Raw genomic sequence first — 17,869 nt, 5'->3', positions numbered from 1 at the left:
AACCGCGCGGCCGCATCTCGTGTGCGGCCGCGCAAGATTTTGTCACTGCCGGTGGTGACGCCGACACAGATCGGCATCGTTCACCGGCGCGTCCTTCGGAGCTTGCTATGCGTCTGCTGCTGATTTGGCTCATCAATGCCATCGCACTTCTCGTTTTGCCGCACGTCATCTCGGGCGTTCAGCTCAAGGGGATTGGTACTGCGCTGATTGTTGCGGTCGTGCTCGGCCTCATCAACGCCTTCCTGCGTCCGCTGCTCGTGATCCTCACGTTGCCGGTCACGGTCGTCACGCTCGGCTTGTTCATCTTCGTGATTAACGCGCTGCTGTTCTGGCTGGCGTCTCACGTGGTCAAGGGCTTTGAGGTTTCCGGCTTCTGGGCGGCGCTCTTCGGCTCGCTGCTGTACAGCTTGATTTCGTGGATTCTGTCGGCGCTGGTGTTCGGCGGCGATCGCGCCACGAACGTTTAATTCGCGCGCCAGCGCGTCAGTGTTCATCCGCAGGAATTTGCAGTTATGGTGCCATCCCTTCGTGTCGATCAGGCTCTCGTATCGCGAGGCCTCGCGGCGTCGCGTACTGCCGCGCAACGGCTGATCGACGCGGGGCGGGTGTACTTCGCGGACACCGACACGGTGCTCAAGAAGGCCAGCCAACTCGTGGCGAGCGATGAAGTGCTCGAAGTGCGCGCCGCAGCTGACGGCCTTCCGGGCGAAGACCGATACGTGTCGCGCGGTGGATTGAAGCTCGAAGGCGCGCTCGTCGCTGCCGGGCTCGATGCCGACGCACTGAAGGCCCGCATCGCGCTCGACGTCGGTCTGTCGACCGGTGGCTTTGCGGACTGTCTGTTGCACGCAGGCGTGGCGCAGGTGATCGGTGTCGACGTCGGTCACGGGCAACTGCATGCGCGACTGAGCGCAGAGCCGCGGTTGATCTCGCTGGAAGGCATCAACGCGCGGCATCTGTCGCGTGAGCTGCTCGACGAGCAATTAGCAGCGCTGACATCGCGCGCGGAGGTGGGGGCCCCGGTGCCCGCACTCACATCGGTACCAGAAGCGGGTTTCGATCTGATCGTGGGCGACGTGTCGTTCATCTCGCTCACGCTGGTGCTGCCTGCGCTCGCACCGCTGCTAGCGAAGGATGGCAACTTGCTGATGCTGGTCAAACCGCAGTTCGAGGTGGGGCGCGAACACATCGGGCGCGGCGGGCTGGTACGCGACGCCGCGCAATACGCGCAAGTGGAGACAAAGATCCGCACTGCCTGCGAGTCGCTCGGCCTCACTGTGGCCAGCTGGTTCGACAGCCCGATCACGGGCGGTGACGGTAACCGAGAGTTTTTCGTACACGCCACGCATGCCACCACCGCATGAGTGCCCCGCGAACCACTCTCTCGATAATCAGAAGATCATGACGCAACCTTCCTTCAGCTTCGAATTCTTCCCGCCCAAGACCGCCGAGGGCGCGGAGAAGCTGCGTGCGACGCGCCAACAATTGTTCCCGCTGGGACCGAAATTCGTCTCGGTGACGTTCGGGGCCGGTGGCTCGACCCAGCAGGGCACGATCGATACCGTGGTGGAAATCCAACGCGAAGGCGTCGAGGCGGCACCGCACTTGTCGTGCGTGGGTTCGACCAAAGAGAACATTCGCGACATCTTGCAGACGTACCGTAGTCACGGCATTCGTCACATCGTGGCCTTGCGCGGCGACCTGCCGTCGGGCATGGGCGAGATCGGCGAGTTTCGCTACGCGTCGGAGCTGGTGGAATTCATCCGCGCCGAGACTGGCGACTGGTTCCACATCGAAGTGGCCGCTTACCCCGAGTACCACCCGCAGGCGAAGTCGCCGCGTCTGGATCTCGAACACTTCGCCAACAAGGTGAAGGCCGGGGCGAACGCCGCGATCACACAGTACTTCTTCAATGCGGATGCGTACTTCCGCTTCGTCGACGACGCCAAGCGACTCGGCGTGGACGTGCCGATCGTGCCGGGCATCATGCCGATCACGAATTACTCGCAGATGATGCGGTTCTCGGAAATGTGCGGCGCGGAAGTGCCGCGCTGGATCGCCAAGCGCCTCGAAGGCTTCGGCGACGACCGCGAGTCGATCCGTGCCTTCGGCCTCGATGTGGTGACGGCCTTGTGCGAGCGCCTGCTCGCGGACGGCGCGCCGGGTCTGCATTTCTATACGCTTAATGCGGCATCGGCGACCAAGGCCATGTGGCAGCGGCTCGGCCTGTAAGCTGGCCAGCGGCCCGGATAGACATCCGGGCCGATTTTCTTTCCGCCGCCTCCCGTCTCCTCCCTTTTCCTCCCTTCACCTCCCCGTATTTCCTGCCAGTACGCCCTGTGACAAGCAGGTCGCCGATTGCGCAGATCCGGCGCATGAATGTCAATCCCAATCAAAATTAAGTGTTTTCCTAAAAGAAAACGCTGCAAATCGGCAATTCGCTAGGGATTTGGCGTGTTGTGACGCGAGGTAACCTTCAGTAATATTCCCGGGTGCTCGGCGGCGAACCCGAACCGGGGGACCCGATCCTGAGCCTCGAAAATACTATTCCGAGGAGCCTATGAAACGAACCCACACCCTGCGTTTGCTTTTGGCGGCCTCCCTGCTTGCCGGCGCGGCCGTGATCCAGCCCGCCTCAGCAGTCGAGCTCCCGAACAAGACCCTCGTGTATTGCTCCGAGGGCAGTCCCGCCGGTTTCGATCCGGGGCAACTGACCACCGGCACCGATTTCGATCCCGCCGACGCGATCTACAACCGCCTGATCGCCTTCGTTCCGGGCGAAACCGGTGTGATGCCGTCGCTCGCCGAGAAGTGGGATATCTCGCCGGACAACAAGATCTACACCTTCCATTTGCGTAAGGGCGTCAAGTTCCACACCACCGAGTACTTCACGCCGACGCGTGACTTCAATGCCGAAGACGTGAAGTTCACGTTCGAGCGCATGGGCGATCGCGAGATGGCCTTCCGCAAGGCGTATCCGGCTGAGTTTCCATACTTCGTCGACATGGGCCTTCAGAAGGATATCGACCGTATCGAGATCGTCGATCCGTACACCGTGCGCTTCGTGCTGAAACAGGTCGATGCGCCGTTTATCCAGAATCTGGCCATGTCGTTCGCGTCGATTCTGTCGAAGGAATACGCCGACAAGCTGCTCACCGCGAACAATGCCCGCGATATCGCGCTCAAGCCGGTCGGCACGGGCCCGTTCATCTTCCGCAGCTACACGAAGGACGCGACGCTGCGTCTGGACGGCAACAAGGACTACTGGAATACGAACCTGCCGCCGAAGGTGAGCAAGCTGATCTTCGCGATCACCACCGACGCGAACGTCCGTATCCAGAAGCTCAAGCGCAACGAGTGCCAGGTGGCAACGTACCCGCGCCCGGCCGACGTCGATTCGCTCAAGGCCGATATCTCGGCGCAGGGCAAGGCCTCGAAACTCAAGATGCCGGATCAGGTCGGTTTCAACCTCGGCTACGTGGCGTACAACGTGCAGAAGAAGCCGCTCGATCGTGTGGAAGTGCGTCAGGCACTCGACATGGCGATCAACAAGCCGGCGATTCTTCAGTCTGTGTACGGCTCGGCAGGGCAGTTGTCGAACGGTGCACCGATGCCGCCGACGCAATGGTCCTACGACAAGAACATCAAGCCGGCCGGCTACGACCCCGAGAAAGCCAAAGCGTTGCTCGAAAAGGCGGGCGTGAAGAATATCGAAATCACGCTGTGGGCGATGCCGGTGCAACGTCCGTACAACCCGAACGGCAAGCTGATGGCGGAAATGATTCAGGCCGACTGGGCGAAGATCGGCGTGAAGGCGAACATCGTCACGTACGAGTGGGGTGAGTACATCAAGCGCGCCAAGGCAGGTGAGCACGACGCACTGCTCATCGGCTGGACGGGCGACAACGGCGATCCGGACAACTGGCTCGGCGTGCTGCTCGGCTGCGATTCGATGAACGGCAACAACTTCTCGAAGTGGTGCTACAAGCCGTTCGACGACCTCATCAAGCAAGCTCGTCAGACCACGGACGTTGGCGCGCGTACGAAGCTGTACACGCAAGCGCAGGAAATCTTCGCGCAACAACTGCCGTTCTCGCCGATCGCGCACTCCACGCAATACAAGCCGATGGCGACGAACGTGAAGGGCTTCAAGCTCAGCCCGTTCAGCCGTAACAGCTTTGCCGGTGTGTCGCTCGACTGATCGGGCTTCCCCTGAAGGCGACGGCAACGATCGTCGCCAGTAGCACGCAATTGATTGGTATCAAGCAGGCAGACCTGGCCGCCGCGCCTGGGTCTGCTTGCCGCACCAAGACATAAGACCGTCTACGACTGATTAACGCGGCACAGCGCCACCCGTCCTGCCGCCGGGGGCGGGCGGTGCGCAAGCCCACGGAACCCTCATATGCTGAGATTCGTCCTGCGACGACTGGGCATGGTGATCCCGACCTTTATCGGCATCACCGTCCTGGCGTTCGCGCTGATTCACCTCATTCCCGGCGATCCGATCGAAGTGCTTGTGGGCGAGCGTAACCTCGACCCCGTGATGCACGCCGAAGCCATGAAACGGCTCGGGCTCGATCAACCGCTCACCACGCAATATTTCGTCTATCTGAAGCACGCCGCGCAAGGCGACCTCGGGCGCTCCATCGTCACCAACGAAGGAGTGCTCCACGAGTTCTTCGCGCGCTTTCCCGCGACGCTCGAACTGGCCACCTGCGCCATGTTGTTCGCGCTGATCGTCGGTCTGCCCGCTGGGGTGGCCGCATCGCTGCGGCGCGGCAAGATGCTCGACCACACCACGATGGGGGCGGCGCTCACTGGCTATTCGATGCCCATCTTCTGGTGGGGACTGTTGCTCATCATGCTGTTCTCGGTCGATCTGCAATGGACGCCCGTGTCAGGGCGCATCGGCGTGGAATACGACGTGCCGGTCGTGACTGGGTTCATGCTCATCGATACGTTGCTCTCGGGCGATCAGGGCGCGTTCTCATCGGCAGTCAGTCACCTGATTCTGCCGACCATCGTGCTCGGCACTGTGCCGCTCGCGGTGATTGCCCGGATGACGCGCTCGGCCATGCTCGAAGTGCTGCGTGAAGACTACATTCGCACCGCGCGTGCGAAGGGGTTGTCGCCGTGGCGCGTGATAGTTGTGCACGCGTTGCGTAACGCACTCATCCCGGTGATTACCGTGATCGGCTTGCAAGTCGGCACGCTGCTCGCGGGCGCGGTGCTCACGGAGAACGTGTTCTCGTGGCCCGGCATCGGCAAATGGCTGATCGACGCCATTTTGCGACGCGACTATCCGGTGGTGCAGGGCGGCATTCTGCTCATCGCGACGGGCGTCATTCTGGTCAACCTGCTGGTCGACGTGCTCTACGGCGTCGTCAACCCGCGCATTCGGCACTGAAGGAGGTCAACCATGAGTGACGCACCTGCCACGCTGCCGCCTCCCGCCGCTGTGACCGCCACGCCTCGTGGGCGACTGGTCCGGGAGTTCCTGCGCAGCTTTACCGCCAATCGCGGCGCGACGTTTGCCGCGATTATTTTGATGCTGATGTTCATTGCGGCCATCTTCGCGCCGCTGATCGCGCCACACAGTCCCATCGAGCAGTACCGCGACTTCGTGAAGATTCCGCCCGCGTGGTTCGAGGGCGGCAACGCCAGTTTTCTGCTGGGCACTGACGAAGCCGGGCGCGACATTCTTTCTCGCCTGATCTTCGGTGCGCGCTTGTCGTTCTGGATCGGTCTGTCGTCGGTGGTGCTGTCGCTGATTCCCGGCATCTTGCTCGGCTTGCTCGCGGCGTTTTTCCCGCGCTGGCTCGACACGCCGATCATGCGGCTGATGGACATGATGATGGCGCTGCCGTCGCTGTTGCTCGCCGTCGCAGTGGTGGCGATCATCGGCCCGGGGCTCGCCAACACGACCATCGCGATTGCCATCGTGACGTTGCCTGCGTACGTGCGTCTGACGCGCGCGGCGGCCATCGGCGAATTGCAGCGCGAATATGTGACCGCGTCGCGCATGGCTGGTGCGGGCACGTTGCGGCTGATGTTCTCGACGGTGTTGCCGAACTGCGCGGCACCGCTGATTGTGCAGGCGACGCTGAGCTTCTCGGTGGCGATTCTCGACGCGGCGGCGCTCGGCTTTCTCGGTCTGGGTGTGCAGCCGCCGCTCGCCGAGTGGGGCTCGATGCTCGCTTCGGCGCGCGACTATATGGAAAGTGCCTGGTGGATTGTGACGCTGCCCGGCCTTGCGATCGTCATCTCGGTCCTTGCGATCAACCTGGTCGGTGACGGCCTGCGCGACGCCCTCGACCCCAAACTGAAGCGAATCGCATGAGTCTGCTTACCATCCGCAATCTTTCGGTCGATTTCGACGGCGCGCGCGCGGTCGAAGCGATCAACCTCGATGTCGGTCAAGGCGAGATCCTCGGCGTGGTCGGCGAGTCCGGTTCCGGCAAGAGCGTGACCATGCTCGCGCTCATGGGGCTGATCGACGCCCCCGGGCGTGTGCGTGCCGATGAGGTGACGTTCGACGGCCGCGACCTGCTGCATGCGACGGCCCGGCAACGCCGCAATATCGTCGGCCGCGACGTCTCGATGATCTTTCAGGACGCGCTCTCCAGCCTGAACCCGAGCTATTCCATCGGCTATCAAATTGGCGAAGTGCTGCGTCGCCACATGGGGCTGCGCGGCCGTGCGCTGCGCGAGCGCATTGTCGAGTTGCTCGAGCAGGTGGAAATTCCCGACGCGGCGAACCGGCTCGACGCGTATCCGCATCAACTCTCGGGCGGCATGAACCAGCGCGTGATGATCGCGATGGCGATTGCCTGCCAGCCGAAGTTGCTGATCGCCGACGAACCGACGACGGCGCTCGACGTGACGATTCAGGCGCAGATCATGGCGCTGTTGCTGCGCTTGCAGCGCGATCACGGCATGTCGCTGGTGCTGATTTCACACGATCTGGCCGTGGTGGCCGAGGTCGCGCATCGCGTGGCGGTCATGTACGCGGGGCAGGTGATTGAAGTGCAACAGGTGCCAGCGCTGTTCGACGCGCCGCATCATCCCTATACCGAGGCACTGCTCGCCGCGATTCCCGAACACAACCGTGGTGTGCGGCGACTGTACACCTTGCCCGGCGTCGTGCCGGGGCGCGACGACCGCCCGGCCGGGTGTTTGCTGTCGCCGCGTTGTCCGTATGCCGATGACCATTGCCGCACGGTGCAGCCGGCGCTTGAGCCCTACACGGGCCCGAGTGCTGTCGGGACGCCGTGGGTACGTTGCTTCAAGCCGTTGCCGCACGGGGTAGGCGGCGCGGCAGGCGTGATGGGTAAGGCAGGTGATCTGGCTTCGGGAGGTGCGCAATGAGTGAAACCGTTTTCGCGACGCCGCCCGGTGGCCCGGACGCGCCGCAGGCCACGCCGCAAGCGCATGAGCCGAACCGCACGGTGCTTGCCGCGCGCGATCTGAAGCGTTTCTATGCCGTGAACCGCGGATTATTCCGTGGCGAAGCGACCGTCAAGGCACTCAATGGGGTGTCGTTCGAGCTGTCGGCGGGCCGCACGCTTGCTGTGGTTGGCGAGTCGGGGTGCGGCAAATCGACGCTGGCCCGGGTGCTGACATTGATCGAGCAGCCGACGTCCGGCACACTCGCCATCGACGCGACCGAGACTACGGGGGCGTCGGCGGGCGATCTGGCGCCGCTGCGCACGCGGGTGCAGATGGTGTTCCAGAACCCGTATGCGTCGCTCAATCCGCGCAAGACGGTCGGTCAGGCGCTCGACGAGCCGCTGGCCATCAATACGGCGCTCACCCGCGCGGAGCGGGGCGAGAAGATCGCCGCGATGATGCGCACGGTGGGGTTGCGCCCCGAGCATGTGGCGCGGTATCCGCATATGTTCTCGGGCGGGCAGCGGCAGCGGGTGGCGATTGCCCGGGCGATGATCTTGTCACCGGCGATCGTGGTGGCGGACGAGCCGGTCTCGGCGCTGGATGTCTCAATTCAGGCACAGATCCTGAATCTTTTCATGGATTTGCAGGACCGGTACGCGACGAGTTACGTATTCGTGTCGCATAATCTCGCCGTGGTCGAGCATGTGGCCGACGACGTGATGGTGATGTATCTCGGCCGCGCGGTCGAACACGGTCCTAAGGCCGCCGTGTTCGGCAAGCCGCTGCATCCGTACACCAAGGCGTTGATGTCGGCGACGCCGGCGATCAAGGCGAGCGAGCGGCGCGTGAAGATTCCGCTGATCGGCGAGTTGCCGTCGCCGCTGCGCCCGCCGCCGGGGTGTGCGTTTGCACCGCGCTGCCCGTATGCCGTCGACCATTGCCGTGAGGAAGTGCCGCAATTGCGCAAGCTCGAGGGACGTCTGGTGGCGTGCCATCGGGTTGAAGACATTGAGGGATGACGAGATTGGGTGGACCACCACGCGCGACGCATGTCCGTCGGGGCGTCGCTTTGACCGGTTGGCTGCTGGGCTGCCTGCTGATGACGCTCGCCGTCACGCTCGATGCGGCATCGACGGTGACGCCGCGCGTCGTGGCGCCGCGTGCGATGCCGCTGGTGGTGCCCGAACCCGGCGAATCGCCGCCGGGTGCGAATCTCCCGTTCTACGAAGCCCGCAAGGGCGACATGACGATCTACGTCATGGGCACGCTGCACGTCGGCAAGCCCGACGATTACCCCTTCCGCAAAGTCGTGGTCGATGCGCTGCGCGTATCGAAGGTGGTGGCTTTCGAGCTGTCGCCCGACGATCTGACGATGTCGCAGGACGACGTGCAGAAGTACGGCATGTGTACGCGCGCGTGTCTGCCGAGGATGATTCCGGCGCCGTTGTGGCGTAAGTTGCGCGATCGCCTGAAGGGCAATCCGGCGATGCTCACCGAGATTCGCCATATGCGGCCGTGGCTGGCGGCGCTGCTCGTGGAGACGCTCGACTCGATGGGTGCCGACCTGCAAACGGAGTACGGCACCGAGAATCAGTTGGAGAACATCTACCGGGGGCGCATTGTCGGGCTGGAGTCGCTGGCTGAGCAGATGGATGCGTTCACGGGGCTGTCGGCGGCGCAGCAGAACGAGTTGCTGGCGCAGGAGTTGGTGCTGACGCCGAAGAAGGCCACGGCGCAGGTGGAAGAGTTGCACCGGTTGTGGCGTGCGGGCGATGCGGAGTTGGTGTTCGACTGGTCGCAGGGCAAGGCGGCGCAAGTCCGTCGTAATGTGGCGTTGGCCGATGCTATCGACGAGCGCATTCTCTATTCACGCAACCGACGCTTTTTAGCGCGGATGTTGTTCCTCGCGGACCCGGGCAAGCCGGTGTTCGTCGCCATCGGCACGCTGCATCTTGGCGGCCCGCACGGCGTGCTGCAATTGCTTCGGGAACACGGCTTCTCGGTCGCGCAGCGATAGTCTGAAGCTTGCTTTGGACTTGCGGGCGGTTCATTTGGGAATCGCCCGAGATATCCCCGACCTGCATTGACTCGACCTATCGCGGACGTTAATTTGTGATGACTCGCTTGAGTGGCCCCCCAGCCAACGGAACGCCGTAATCACGATGCAAACCTCGACACAATTCCCCGCTCAGCCGCTAACGCAGATTCCCTCGCAATTACCAGCGCCATACCCCGACGACCACCACCACGAAGATCCGTCGATCGACGACGATTTTCTCTCTCCGGAAATTCTTGAATCACTTGCAGTGCTCGAAGATGAGCGAATTCTTCGAGAGAAAGTGATGCGTGGCCTCGCGAATATCGCGGCGGGACGCTTTAAGTACGGTGAAGCTGTCGAGGCAGAGTGTGATGCCCTGTTTACAGCCGAAGAGAGGGTGGAATGAATTGTCGGTCGATTCTGTGGGACGTTGACGCGGTACACGAACGAATCCGCATCTTGCGCAATATCGCCGAGAAAAATCGATCGGCCGCTTGGCGCATGAACTTGCTGTTCAAAAAATCTGTTGAACGACTGCAAACATTTCCTGCGTTTGGCCGCCCAGGTTTAGTCAAGGGAACGCGTGACCTGAGCGTCCACAAGAACTACCGCATCGTCTATACGATTGAAGACGAGTATCTGGAGGTGCTCGCGATCGATCATGTCAAACGACAGTCGGCATTCGCCTAATAACTGATCTCAAAGGGCGGGGGCGTTTTGCAGCTATCGAGACGCCCCTTGCCCGCAACTCGCTTCGCCGGTGCCCGTAACGGGTAGGCCATTCGGCTACCGACAATCCCCCTCAAGCCAACATCCCTCGCGCTTCAATAAACTGGATGATTTCCTGAAGACCTTTGCCTTCCTTCATGTTGCCCATGACGAAGGGGCGCATGCCGCGCATCTTCTGGGTGTCTGCGCGCATGATGTCGAGCGACGCGCCAACGTACGGTGCGAGATCCGTTTTGTTGATGATCAGCAGATCCGACTTGGTGATGCCGGGGCCACCCTTGCGTGGAATCTTCTCGCCACCGGCCACATCGATCACGTAAATCGTCAGATCGGATAGCTCGGGGCTGAACGTCGCCGCAAGATTGTCGCCACCCGACTCGATGAAGACGACATCCGCATCCGGGAAGCGCTCCAACATGCGATCGACCGCTTCGAGATTGATCGACGCGTCTTCGCGAATCGCCGTATGCGGGCAACCCCCGGTCTCCACACCTAGAATCCGTTCGGGTTCCAGCGCACCGGCTACCGTCAGCAGCCGCTGATCTTCCTTCGTATAGATGTCGTTGGTAATGACGACGAGATCGTAACGCTCGCGCATCGCTTTGCAGAGCATCTCGGTCAGCGTGGTTTTGCCGGAGCCGACCGGGCCTCCGATACCGACACGCAGCGGCGGATTCTTCTTGGTACGACGGGCGTTGGAAGATGTCGTCATAGCGAATGTGGTGAGTGGCGCAGAGTGATGAGGGTCCAATTGGGGGGCGAAGGTGTGCCGCTTAGCGGTGGCACCTCACGAACGGAATAGCCTTGAGTACTGCGTCTCGTGGCGCGACGCGAGGATCGCGAGCGCCGGGGAAAACGTATTGATTCGGTCGTCGGGCAACGCGGCCGCGCGATGCGCTGCATCGATAATGCGAGGCCGCAGTGCCACGATCACGCGTTGCGCAGCGAGTTGCCCCAGCGGCACGGCTTTGAGTGCGCCTGCGACCTGATTCTCAAGCCAGCTAAACGCGTAAGCGACGAGCATGTCGGCGAGCGGTGCACCGTGCGTGAGTGCAGCAAAGGCGAACGCCGTCGGCAACGCAATCGGGCGAATCGACGCCAACTGCTCGCGTTGCACCGCCGTTCCCCATTCGAGCGACATCGCCAGTTGCGTGAGCGACCAGCCCATTTGCTCAGTTTCGGCACGCAACTCGGCGGCTTCCCGCGTCGCCAACAACCAGTCGTTGACGCGGACCAGCGCCGTGAAATCATTCGCCTGCCAGTGTCGCCATTGCCTCGCGAGCAATGCCATCTCGCCGGTGGTGAACACCCCGTCGAGCTGACTCGCGATCCACCGCTGCGCGCTGGGGGCATCCGTGATGATGCCGTGCTCGACCGCGGCTTCCAGTCCTTGCGAATAGCTGAACGCCCCGATGGGCAGCGCAGGCGACGCCAGGTGAAGCAGCGCCGCAAGCGATTGCAGCGACGCTACCGCAACGGGTTCAGTGAGAGGACTGGCCAGACTTGCCGTCATCGGAGGGACTCGGAGGTGTGGCGGGTTGAATCAACGCGGCACCGTCATCGCTGGACGGTTGCGTCGAATGTGAGTGATCGTGTCCGCAACCCGGGCCATGAACATGTCCGTGATCGTGATCGTGATCGTGGACGCACTCAGCCGTGTGCACGTGCCCATGCGAGTGGTCATGTCCGCAATTCGGCCCATGCACGTGTCCATGGCTGTGATCGTGCCCGTGGTCATGACCATGCGAATGCCCATGGTCATGCGAGTGCCCATGGTCATGCGAGTGCCCGTGATGCTCGTGGAACACCTGCTGCGCGAGCGCATAGTCTTCGTCGAAGGTGGCGTCGTGCCCGTGCTTGTGACCACCACCATAAGCCCCGGCTTCCGGTTCGAACGGCATCAACGCTTCGGCCACATCGACATCGAGTCGCAGCAGCATATCGCGCAGCACCGAATCGAACTCGAGCTTGAGATACCCGTCGCCGACTTCCACCGGCGTATGACGATTGCCAAGGTGGTACGCCGCACGCGTGAGCGCGAGCGGCGTGGCGGCCGTCACCAGCAGCACCGTTTCCGGGGCGGCTTCCACGCGAATCATGCCGCCGTCGTCCGCGACCAGCACGTCGCCGCCGCGCAGTACCGTGCCGCGTGGCAGAAACAGGGCGACTTCTTCGCCGGTCTCCAACGTCGCGCGCAGACGGCTTTTGCCGCGTGCATCGAAAGGCAATACCAGCGCAGGGGCTCGGCGCGCGAGCGTGGCCGCAATGCGTCCCGCTTCGAAGCGCTTCTCGACGCGGCGCAGCGATGCCGACGCAGAGGTCGTCGCGCCCCCAGACTGATCCGAAGGAGAAGCGGAATCCGCCGCAGGGGCTGCGTGCGAATGGGAAGAAGAATCGGCGTCGTGCGACATGGTCTAGAAAAGAAAATAACGTTGCGCCATCGGCAGCACGGTCGCTGGCTCGCACGTCAGCAGTTGCCCGTCGGCGATGACCTGATAGGTCTCGGGGTCGACGCTGATCTGCGGCAGCCAGTCGTTGTTGATCATGTTGGCCTTGGTCACCTGCCGGATATTGCGCACCGGCACGATGCGCTTGGACAGGCCGTAACGGCCCGCCACGTCGCCATCGTACGCCGCTTGCGACACGAACGTCAGCGAGGTGCGCGCCATCGCGCCAGCACGTGCCCCGAACATCTCGCGGTAATGCACCGGCTGCGGCGTCGGGATCGACGCATTCGGGTCGCCCATCAGCGCCGACGTAATCATGCCGCCCTTGAGAATCAACGACGGCTTCACACCGAAAAACGCCGGTTCCCACAACACCAGATCCGCCCACTTACCCACTTCGACGGAGCCAATTTCATGCGCCATGCCGTGCGTAATGGCGGGATTGATCGTGTACTTCGCCACGTAGCGCTTCACCCGGAAGTTATCGGCTTGCGACGTGTCCGTGCCGAGCGCGCCGCGCTGCACCTTCATCTTGTGCGCCGTCTGCCACGTGCGCAGCACCACTTCGCCCACGCGCCCCATCGCCTGCGAGTCCGACGAAATCATCGAGAGCGCGCCGAGGTCATGCAGGATGTCTTCCGCGGCAATCGTCTCGCGCCGAATCCGCGACTCGGCGAACGCGATGTCTTCCGCGATGGCGGGGTCGAGGTGATGACACACCATCAACATGTCGAGATGTTCGTCGAGCGTATTGATCGTGTAGGGCCGCGTCGGGTTGGTCGACGACGGCAGCACGTTCGGCTCGCCGCACACCTTGAGGATGTCGGGCGCATGACCGCCACCGGCACCCTCCGTGTGATACGTGTGAATCGTTCGCCCGCCAATGGCCGCGACTGTCGCCTCGACGAAACCGCCTTCGTTGAGCGTGTCGGTGTGAATGGCGACCTGCGTATCGGTGGCATCGGCGACCGACAAGCACGCATCGATGGCCGCCGGTGTCGAACCCCAGTCCTCGTGCAGCTTCAACCCGATGGCACCGGCTTCGATCTGTTCGGTCAGCGGCTCGGGCTGACTGACATTGCCCTTGCCGAGAAAGCCGAGGTTGATCGGCCAACCGTCCGCCGCTTGCAGCATGCGTTCGATATGCCACGGCCCCGGCGTGCAGGTGGTGGCGTTGGTTCCCGTTGCCGGGCCGGTACCGCCGCCGAGCAGCGTGGTGACACCCGACGAGAGCGCCTCCTCGATCTGTTGCGGACAGATGAAATGGATATGCGAATCGATGCCGCCCGCCGTGACGATCATGCCTTCCCCGGCGATGACTTCAGTCGCCGCACCCAGAGGTATCGTCACGCCCGGCTGAATGTCGGGATTACCGGCCTTACCGATCCCCCAGATGCGCCCATCTTTCAGCCCGATATCCGCTTTGACGATCCCCCAGTGATCGACGATCACGGCATTGGTAATCACCGTATCGACGACATCGGCGCGCACGCGTTGCGACTGCCCCATGCCGTCGCGAATCACCTTGCCGCCGCCGAACTTCACTTCCTCGCCGTAGATCGTGTAATCGCGTTCGATCTCGATGATGAGTTCCGTATCGGCCAGCCGCAGCCGATCGCCCGTGGTGGGGCCGAACATCTCCGCATAAGCGCGGCGCGAAATCTTCATAAGGCCCCCATGACACGCCCGGCGAAGCCGAACACTCGGCGATCGCCCGCCAGCGCAACCAACTCGACCGTACGCTGCTGACCCGGCTCGAACCGCACCGCCGTACCGGCGGCGATGTTTAAGCGAAAGCCGCGTGCGGCCTCGCGATCGAAGTGCAGCGCATCGTTGACTTCATAGAAATGGAAATGCGAGCCGATCTGAATCGGCCGGTCGCCGGTGTTGGCGACCGTCACGCTGATCGTGGGGCGTCCCACGTTCAGTTCGATCTCGCCCGCGGCGGGAAGCAGCTCTCCGGGAATCATGCGTGTCTCCTCAATGGGCAATGGCTGACCTGCGATCAGGCCGCCACGGCCAGCAACGACACGCCATAGGCCAGCACACCAGCGCCCAGCAGACGCGGCACCCACACCGTGCGCTCACGAAGCGCAACCCCCGCTGCGATGCCAATGCAATGCAGCGTGCCTGTGGCGAGCAGGAAACCGGCCATGTAGTGCATGGCGCTGGCCTCGTCCGGCAGTTCGGCACCGTGCGCGAAACCGTGGAAGATGGCGAAGGCACCCACCACTGCCGCACCGGCCCAGCCCGGCAGCTTTGCACGCGTGGCGAGCATCAGGCCGAGGACGAGCAGCGAGACGGCGATCATCGGCTCAACACCTGGCAGCGAAAATGAGTGCGACATCCCGAGCAAGCCTCCTGCGGCGAGCATCGCAACGAAGGCGATAGGCGCGAGCCAGACACGGCGCGAGGTCAACGCGCTCCAGAGGCCAACGACGATCATGGCGCACAAGTGGTCGGCGCCCGTGAGCGGATGCACGAAGCCTGCGACGAAGCTGCTGGCGGCGTCATGGCCGGGATGGCCCGGGTGCGCCAACGCGGCACTTGAAGCGGCGAGCAACGCGAGGCCGGTGGCTGCGCGTGCCCAACGACGTGCGTGGGAAGAACCGGAGACGGAGAGAGTGCGATCGGCTGACATGGTGCGTCCTTCGGGGCTGTTATTGGCTTTATGGGCGTTATCGACGTTTCTGACAGGTGAAACAAATACGATGTACGGCGCGTGTTCGTTACGGAATCGGGTGATGCACGGTCACGAGCTTCGTGCCGTCCGGGAATGTGGCTTCCACCTGAATATCGGGAATCATTTCTGGCACGCCGTCCATGACGTCGTCGCGCGTGAGCAGCGTCGTGCCGTAGTGCATGAGTTCGGCGACGGTCTGTCCATCGCGGGCGCCTTCCATGAGTGCAGCGCTGATGAAGGCCACCGCCTCCGGGTAGTTCAGCTTCAAGCCGCGTGCGCGCCGGCGTTCAGCGAGCAGGGCGGCAGTGAAGATGAGTAGCTTGTCTTTTTCGCGAGGAGTGAGCTTCATCTTGATGAGTGAATGTCAGTGCGAAGTGTGCGAAAGGTGCGAAAGGTGCGAAAGTGGGCGGCGCTGCGCGCCGTTGCCGCTCATCATAAGCAGGACGATAACGCCGCGCCACTGCTCTTTGAGACGATTAGAGTGCGCACCAAAATCGTGCGAATGAGCGTTCATTCGAGCCTTTTTACGAGTGTCTTATTGGCAGATAAAACGCTGCAATTCCGGCGTCGTCGGATTCGTGAACAGCGCCTCGGGTTCGCCCGATTCCCAGATCTTCCCTTGATGCATGAACACCACCCGGTCCGACACGTGACGGGCAAAGCGCATCTCGTGCGTAACCAGAATCAGCGTCATACCTTCGGCGGCGAGATCTTCCAAGACCTTGAGAACCTCCGCGACCAATTCCGGGTCGAGCGCCGAGGTGATTTCATCGCACAGCAACACCGACGGTGACATCGCGAGCGATCGTGCAATCGCCACACGCTGCTGCTGCCCGCCTGAGAGTTGCGACGGATAGCTGTCGAACTTGTCGGCCAACCCGACCTTGGCAAGCATCGCGCGAGCGACTTCACGCGCTTCGCCGGAGGCGGTCTTCTTCACGACCTTCTGCGCGAGCATCACGTTCTCGCCAGCGGACAGATGCGGGAACAGGTTGTACTGCTGGAACACCATGCCGACCTTCAGGCGCAGCGCGCGCAAATCGGTATCGCGCGCGCCGACGTGCACGCCGTCGACGGCCACGCTGCCCGCATCGAACGATTCCAGGCCGTTGAGCGTGCGCAGCAACGTGCTCTTGCCCGAGCCGCTTTTGCCGATGATCGACACCACCTGACCGCGCTCGACATCCATGTCGATCCCCTTGAGCACGGGGTTTTCGCCGAAGCGCTTTTGCATGCCCCTGACTTCAATGAGCGACATGGAGTTTCCTTTCGAGATTACGCGCCCATAACGACAGCGGATAGCAGGCAGCGAAGTAGAACAGCGCGACCAGACCGTAGACCGTGAACGGTTGGAAGGTCGCATTCGTGAGCATGGTGCCGGTCTTGGTCAGCTCGTCGAAACCGATGATCGACGCGAGCGCCGTGCTCTTGACCACCTGCACCGAGAAGCCGACCGTCGGCGCGATAGCGATGCGCAGCGCCTGCGGCAGAATCACGTGACGAAGTTGCTCGCCGAAACGCATGGCGAGACTGGAGGAGGCTTCCCATTGCCCATGCGGAATGGCGTCGACACAGCCACGCCAGATTTCCGTGAGATACGCGCTGGTGTACAGCGTCAGACACACTGCCGCAGCCACCCATGGTGAAACTTCGAGACCGAGTAACGGCAACCCGAAGAAGACCAGAAACAACTGCATGAGCAGCGGCGTGCCTTGGAACACTTCGATGTACAGCGCGACAGCGCGCGCGGCCCATTGCACGCGGCCCACGCGTATCACGAGCAGCACCAGCGCCACGAGCCCGCCGCAAACGAAGGCGATGGCCGAGAGGGCGAGCGTCCAGCGTCCGGCCAGTAGCAGGCCGCGCAGCATGTCCCAGATCGAGAATTCGATCATCGCGCGCCTCCCTTGACCGTGCCGCGAAACAGACGTCGTGCGCAACGCATCAACACGCGCCGCAACACAATCGCCAGCACGAGATAAACGGCGGTGACGATCAGATAACTCTCGAACGCGCGGAACGTGCGCGACTGTACGAAGTTAGCCGCATACGAGAGATCAGGTACTGAAATCTGCGACACAACGGCCGAGCCGAGCATCACGATGACGATCTGACTGGCGAGGGCGGGGAACACCTTCGCGAACGCTTGCGGGAGAACCACGTGACGCAGAATCTGCGCGCGCGTCATCGCGAGCGACTGCCCGGCTTCCGACAGGCCACGCGGCACAGCACGCATCCCCGCGCGGATGATCTCGGTCGCATAGGCGCCGAGGTTCACGCTCATGGCGATGACGGCCGCCGTGGTTTCGTCGATATGAATGCCCAGACTTGGCAGCCCGAAGAAGATGAAAAACAACTGCACGATGAAGGGCGTGTTGCGAATCAGTTCGACGTAGAGACCCGCAATGGCTTTGAGCCAACGCGGGCCTTCTTCGCGAGCGACGGCGCACAGCGCGCCGACGACGACACCGATCACCGTGGCGACGGCGGTCAGCGCCACCGTCAACGCGGCACCCTTCACGAACAGCATCAGGTATTGCCGCAGGTCGGCAAAGTCGAGAACGTAGTGCATCAGAAGTG

At 62.6% G+C, this 17,869-nt stretch carries 21 protein-coding genes; 11 read left to right on the top strand and 10 right to left on the bottom strand.

The annotated features are described in order from the left end of the window. The first annotated feature begins 107 nt into the window (after positions 1-107). From ACPWR9_RS03790 to ACPWR9_RS03740, 11 genes are all read left to right on the top strand, one after another. Complete coding sequence (locus ACPWR9_RS03790; protein ID WP_150679687.1) at positions 108-467, top strand: phage holin family protein; 360 nt, start codon at positions 108-110, stop codon at positions 465-467. Positions 468-512: 45 nt separating this feature from the next. Next, positions 513-1,364: a TlyA family RNA methyltransferase gene (locus ACPWR9_RS03785; RefSeq protein ID WP_426296398.1), complete on the top strand. Its 852-nt coding sequence runs from the start codon at positions 513-515 to the stop codon at positions 1,362-1,364. Between the two features lie 37 nt (positions 1,365-1,401). Beyond that, positions 1,402-2,232, top strand: a complete 831-nt coding sequence (metF, locus tag ACPWR9_RS03780) for a methylenetetrahydrofolate reductase [NAD(P)H] (protein WP_150680380.1) — start codon at positions 1,402-1,404, stop codon at positions 2,230-2,232. 328 nt (positions 2,233-2,560) lie between these two features. Continuing rightward, positions 2,561-4,201: an ABC transporter substrate-binding protein gene (locus ACPWR9_RS03775; protein WP_426296399.1), complete on the top strand. Its 1,641-nt coding sequence runs from the start codon at positions 2,561-2,563 to the stop codon at positions 4,199-4,201. 201 nt (positions 4,202-4,402) lie between these two features. After that, positions 4,403-5,407, top strand: coding sequence for an ABC transporter permease subunit (locus ACPWR9_RS03770; protein ID WP_150679690.1), 1,005 nt, complete (start codon positions 4,403-4,405; stop codon positions 5,405-5,407). A gap of 12 nt (positions 5,408-5,419) precedes the next feature. Continuing rightward, positions 5,420-6,340: an ABC transporter permease subunit gene (locus ACPWR9_RS03765; protein WP_426296400.1), complete on the top strand. Its 921-nt coding sequence runs from the start codon at positions 5,420-5,422 to the stop codon at positions 6,338-6,340. Next, positions 6,337-7,368: an ABC transporter ATP-binding protein gene (locus ACPWR9_RS03760; protein ID WP_426296401.1), complete on the top strand. Its 1,032-nt coding sequence runs from the start codon at positions 6,337-6,339 to the stop codon at positions 7,366-7,368. Before ACPWR9_RS03765 ends, ACPWR9_RS03760 begins: the two co-directional genes overlap by 4 nt. Then, on the top strand, positions 7,365-8,411 hold the full coding sequence (locus ACPWR9_RS03755; RefSeq protein ID WP_426296402.1) for a peptide ABC transporter ATP-binding protein: 1,047 nt from the start codon (positions 7,365-7,367) through the stop codon (positions 8,409-8,411). The genes ACPWR9_RS03760 and ACPWR9_RS03755 overlap by 4 nt, the downstream gene beginning before the upstream one ends. A gap of 50 nt (positions 8,412-8,461) precedes the next feature. Then, on the top strand, positions 8,462-9,409 hold the full coding sequence (locus tag ACPWR9_RS03750) for a TraB/GumN family protein (protein ID WP_426296403.1): 948 nt from the start codon (positions 8,462-8,464) through the stop codon (positions 9,407-9,409). Positions 9,410-9,554: 145 nt separating this feature from the next. Then, the gene (locus tag ACPWR9_RS03745) at positions 9,555-9,836 is read left to right on the top strand and encodes a hypothetical protein (RefSeq protein ID WP_426296404.1); all 282 of its coding nucleotides are present in this window, start codon (positions 9,555-9,557) and stop codon (positions 9,834-9,836) included. Further along, the gene (locus ACPWR9_RS03740) at positions 9,833-10,120 is read left to right on the top strand and encodes a type II toxin-antitoxin system RelE/ParE family toxin (protein WP_426296405.1); all 288 of its coding nucleotides are present in this window, start codon (positions 9,833-9,835) and stop codon (positions 10,118-10,120) included. Before ACPWR9_RS03745 ends, ACPWR9_RS03740 begins: the two co-directional genes overlap by 4 nt. Positions 10,121-10,232: 112 nt before the next feature. Here the strand turns inward: ACPWR9_RS03740 and ureG are convergent, their stop codons facing one another. The 10 genes from ureG to ACPWR9_RS03690 form a co-directional block, all read right to left on the bottom strand. Beyond that, positions 10,233-10,871, bottom strand: a complete 639-nt coding sequence (gene ureG / locus ACPWR9_RS03735) for an urease accessory protein UreG (protein WP_426296406.1) — start codon at positions 10,869-10,871, stop codon at positions 10,233-10,235. A 75-nt stretch (positions 10,872-10,946) separates the two neighbouring features. Continuing rightward, positions 10,947-11,672, bottom strand: coding sequence for an urease accessory protein UreF (locus ACPWR9_RS03730; RefSeq protein WP_426296407.1), 726 nt, complete (start codon positions 11,670-11,672; stop codon positions 10,947-10,949). Further along, positions 11,641-12,462, bottom strand: a complete 822-nt coding sequence (gene ureE, locus ACPWR9_RS03725; RefSeq protein ID WP_426296632.1) for an urease accessory protein UreE — start codon at positions 12,460-12,462, stop codon at positions 11,641-11,643. Before ureE ends, ACPWR9_RS03730 begins: the two co-directional genes overlap by 32 nt. 111 nt (positions 12,463-12,573) lie before the next feature. Continuing rightward, positions 12,574-14,274: an urease subunit alpha gene (gene ureC / locus ACPWR9_RS03720; RefSeq protein WP_426296408.1), complete on the bottom strand. Its 1,701-nt coding sequence runs from the start codon at positions 14,272-14,274 to the stop codon at positions 12,574-12,576. Beyond that, complete coding sequence (locus ACPWR9_RS03715; protein WP_150679699.1) at positions 14,271-14,576, bottom strand: urease subunit beta; 306 nt, start codon at positions 14,574-14,576, stop codon at positions 14,271-14,273. Before ACPWR9_RS03715 ends, ureC begins: the two co-directional genes overlap by 4 nt. A gap of 35 nt (positions 14,577-14,611) precedes the next feature. Then, entirely contained in the window at positions 14,612-15,247 is a 636-nt protein-coding gene (locus ACPWR9_RS03710; RefSeq protein ID WP_426296409.1) for a HupE/UreJ family protein, read from the bottom strand. A gap of 88 nt (positions 15,248-15,335) precedes the next feature. Further along, positions 15,336-15,638 (bottom strand): urease subunit gamma, encoded by a 303-nt coding sequence (locus ACPWR9_RS03705; protein WP_426296410.1) that lies wholly within the window; start codon positions 15,636-15,638, stop codon positions 15,336-15,338. Positions 15,639-15,824: 186 nt separating this feature from the next. Then, a complete protein-coding gene (locus ACPWR9_RS03700; protein WP_426296411.1) occupies positions 15,825-16,547 on the bottom strand; it encodes an amino acid ABC transporter ATP-binding protein in 723 nt (240 codons plus the stop codon). Further along, a complete protein-coding gene (locus ACPWR9_RS03695; protein WP_426296412.1) occupies positions 16,534-17,184 on the bottom strand; it encodes an amino acid ABC transporter permease in 651 nt (216 codons plus the stop codon). Before ACPWR9_RS03695 ends, ACPWR9_RS03700 begins: the two co-directional genes overlap by 14 nt. Beyond that, positions 17,181-17,861, bottom strand: coding sequence for an amino acid ABC transporter permease (locus ACPWR9_RS03690; protein ID WP_426296413.1), 681 nt, complete (start codon positions 17,859-17,861; stop codon positions 17,181-17,183). The genes ACPWR9_RS03695 and ACPWR9_RS03690 overlap by 4 nt, the downstream gene beginning before the upstream one ends. Positions 17,862-17,869: the final 8 nt, after the last annotated feature.

This window comes from Pandoraea pneumonica (assembly GCF_049918595.1).
GTDB classification, from domain to species: domain Bacteria; phylum Pseudomonadota; class Gammaproteobacteria; order Burkholderiales; family Burkholderiaceae; genus Pandoraea; species Pandoraea pneumonica_A.
This window is presented reverse-complemented; position numbering and strand designations above follow the sequence as displayed.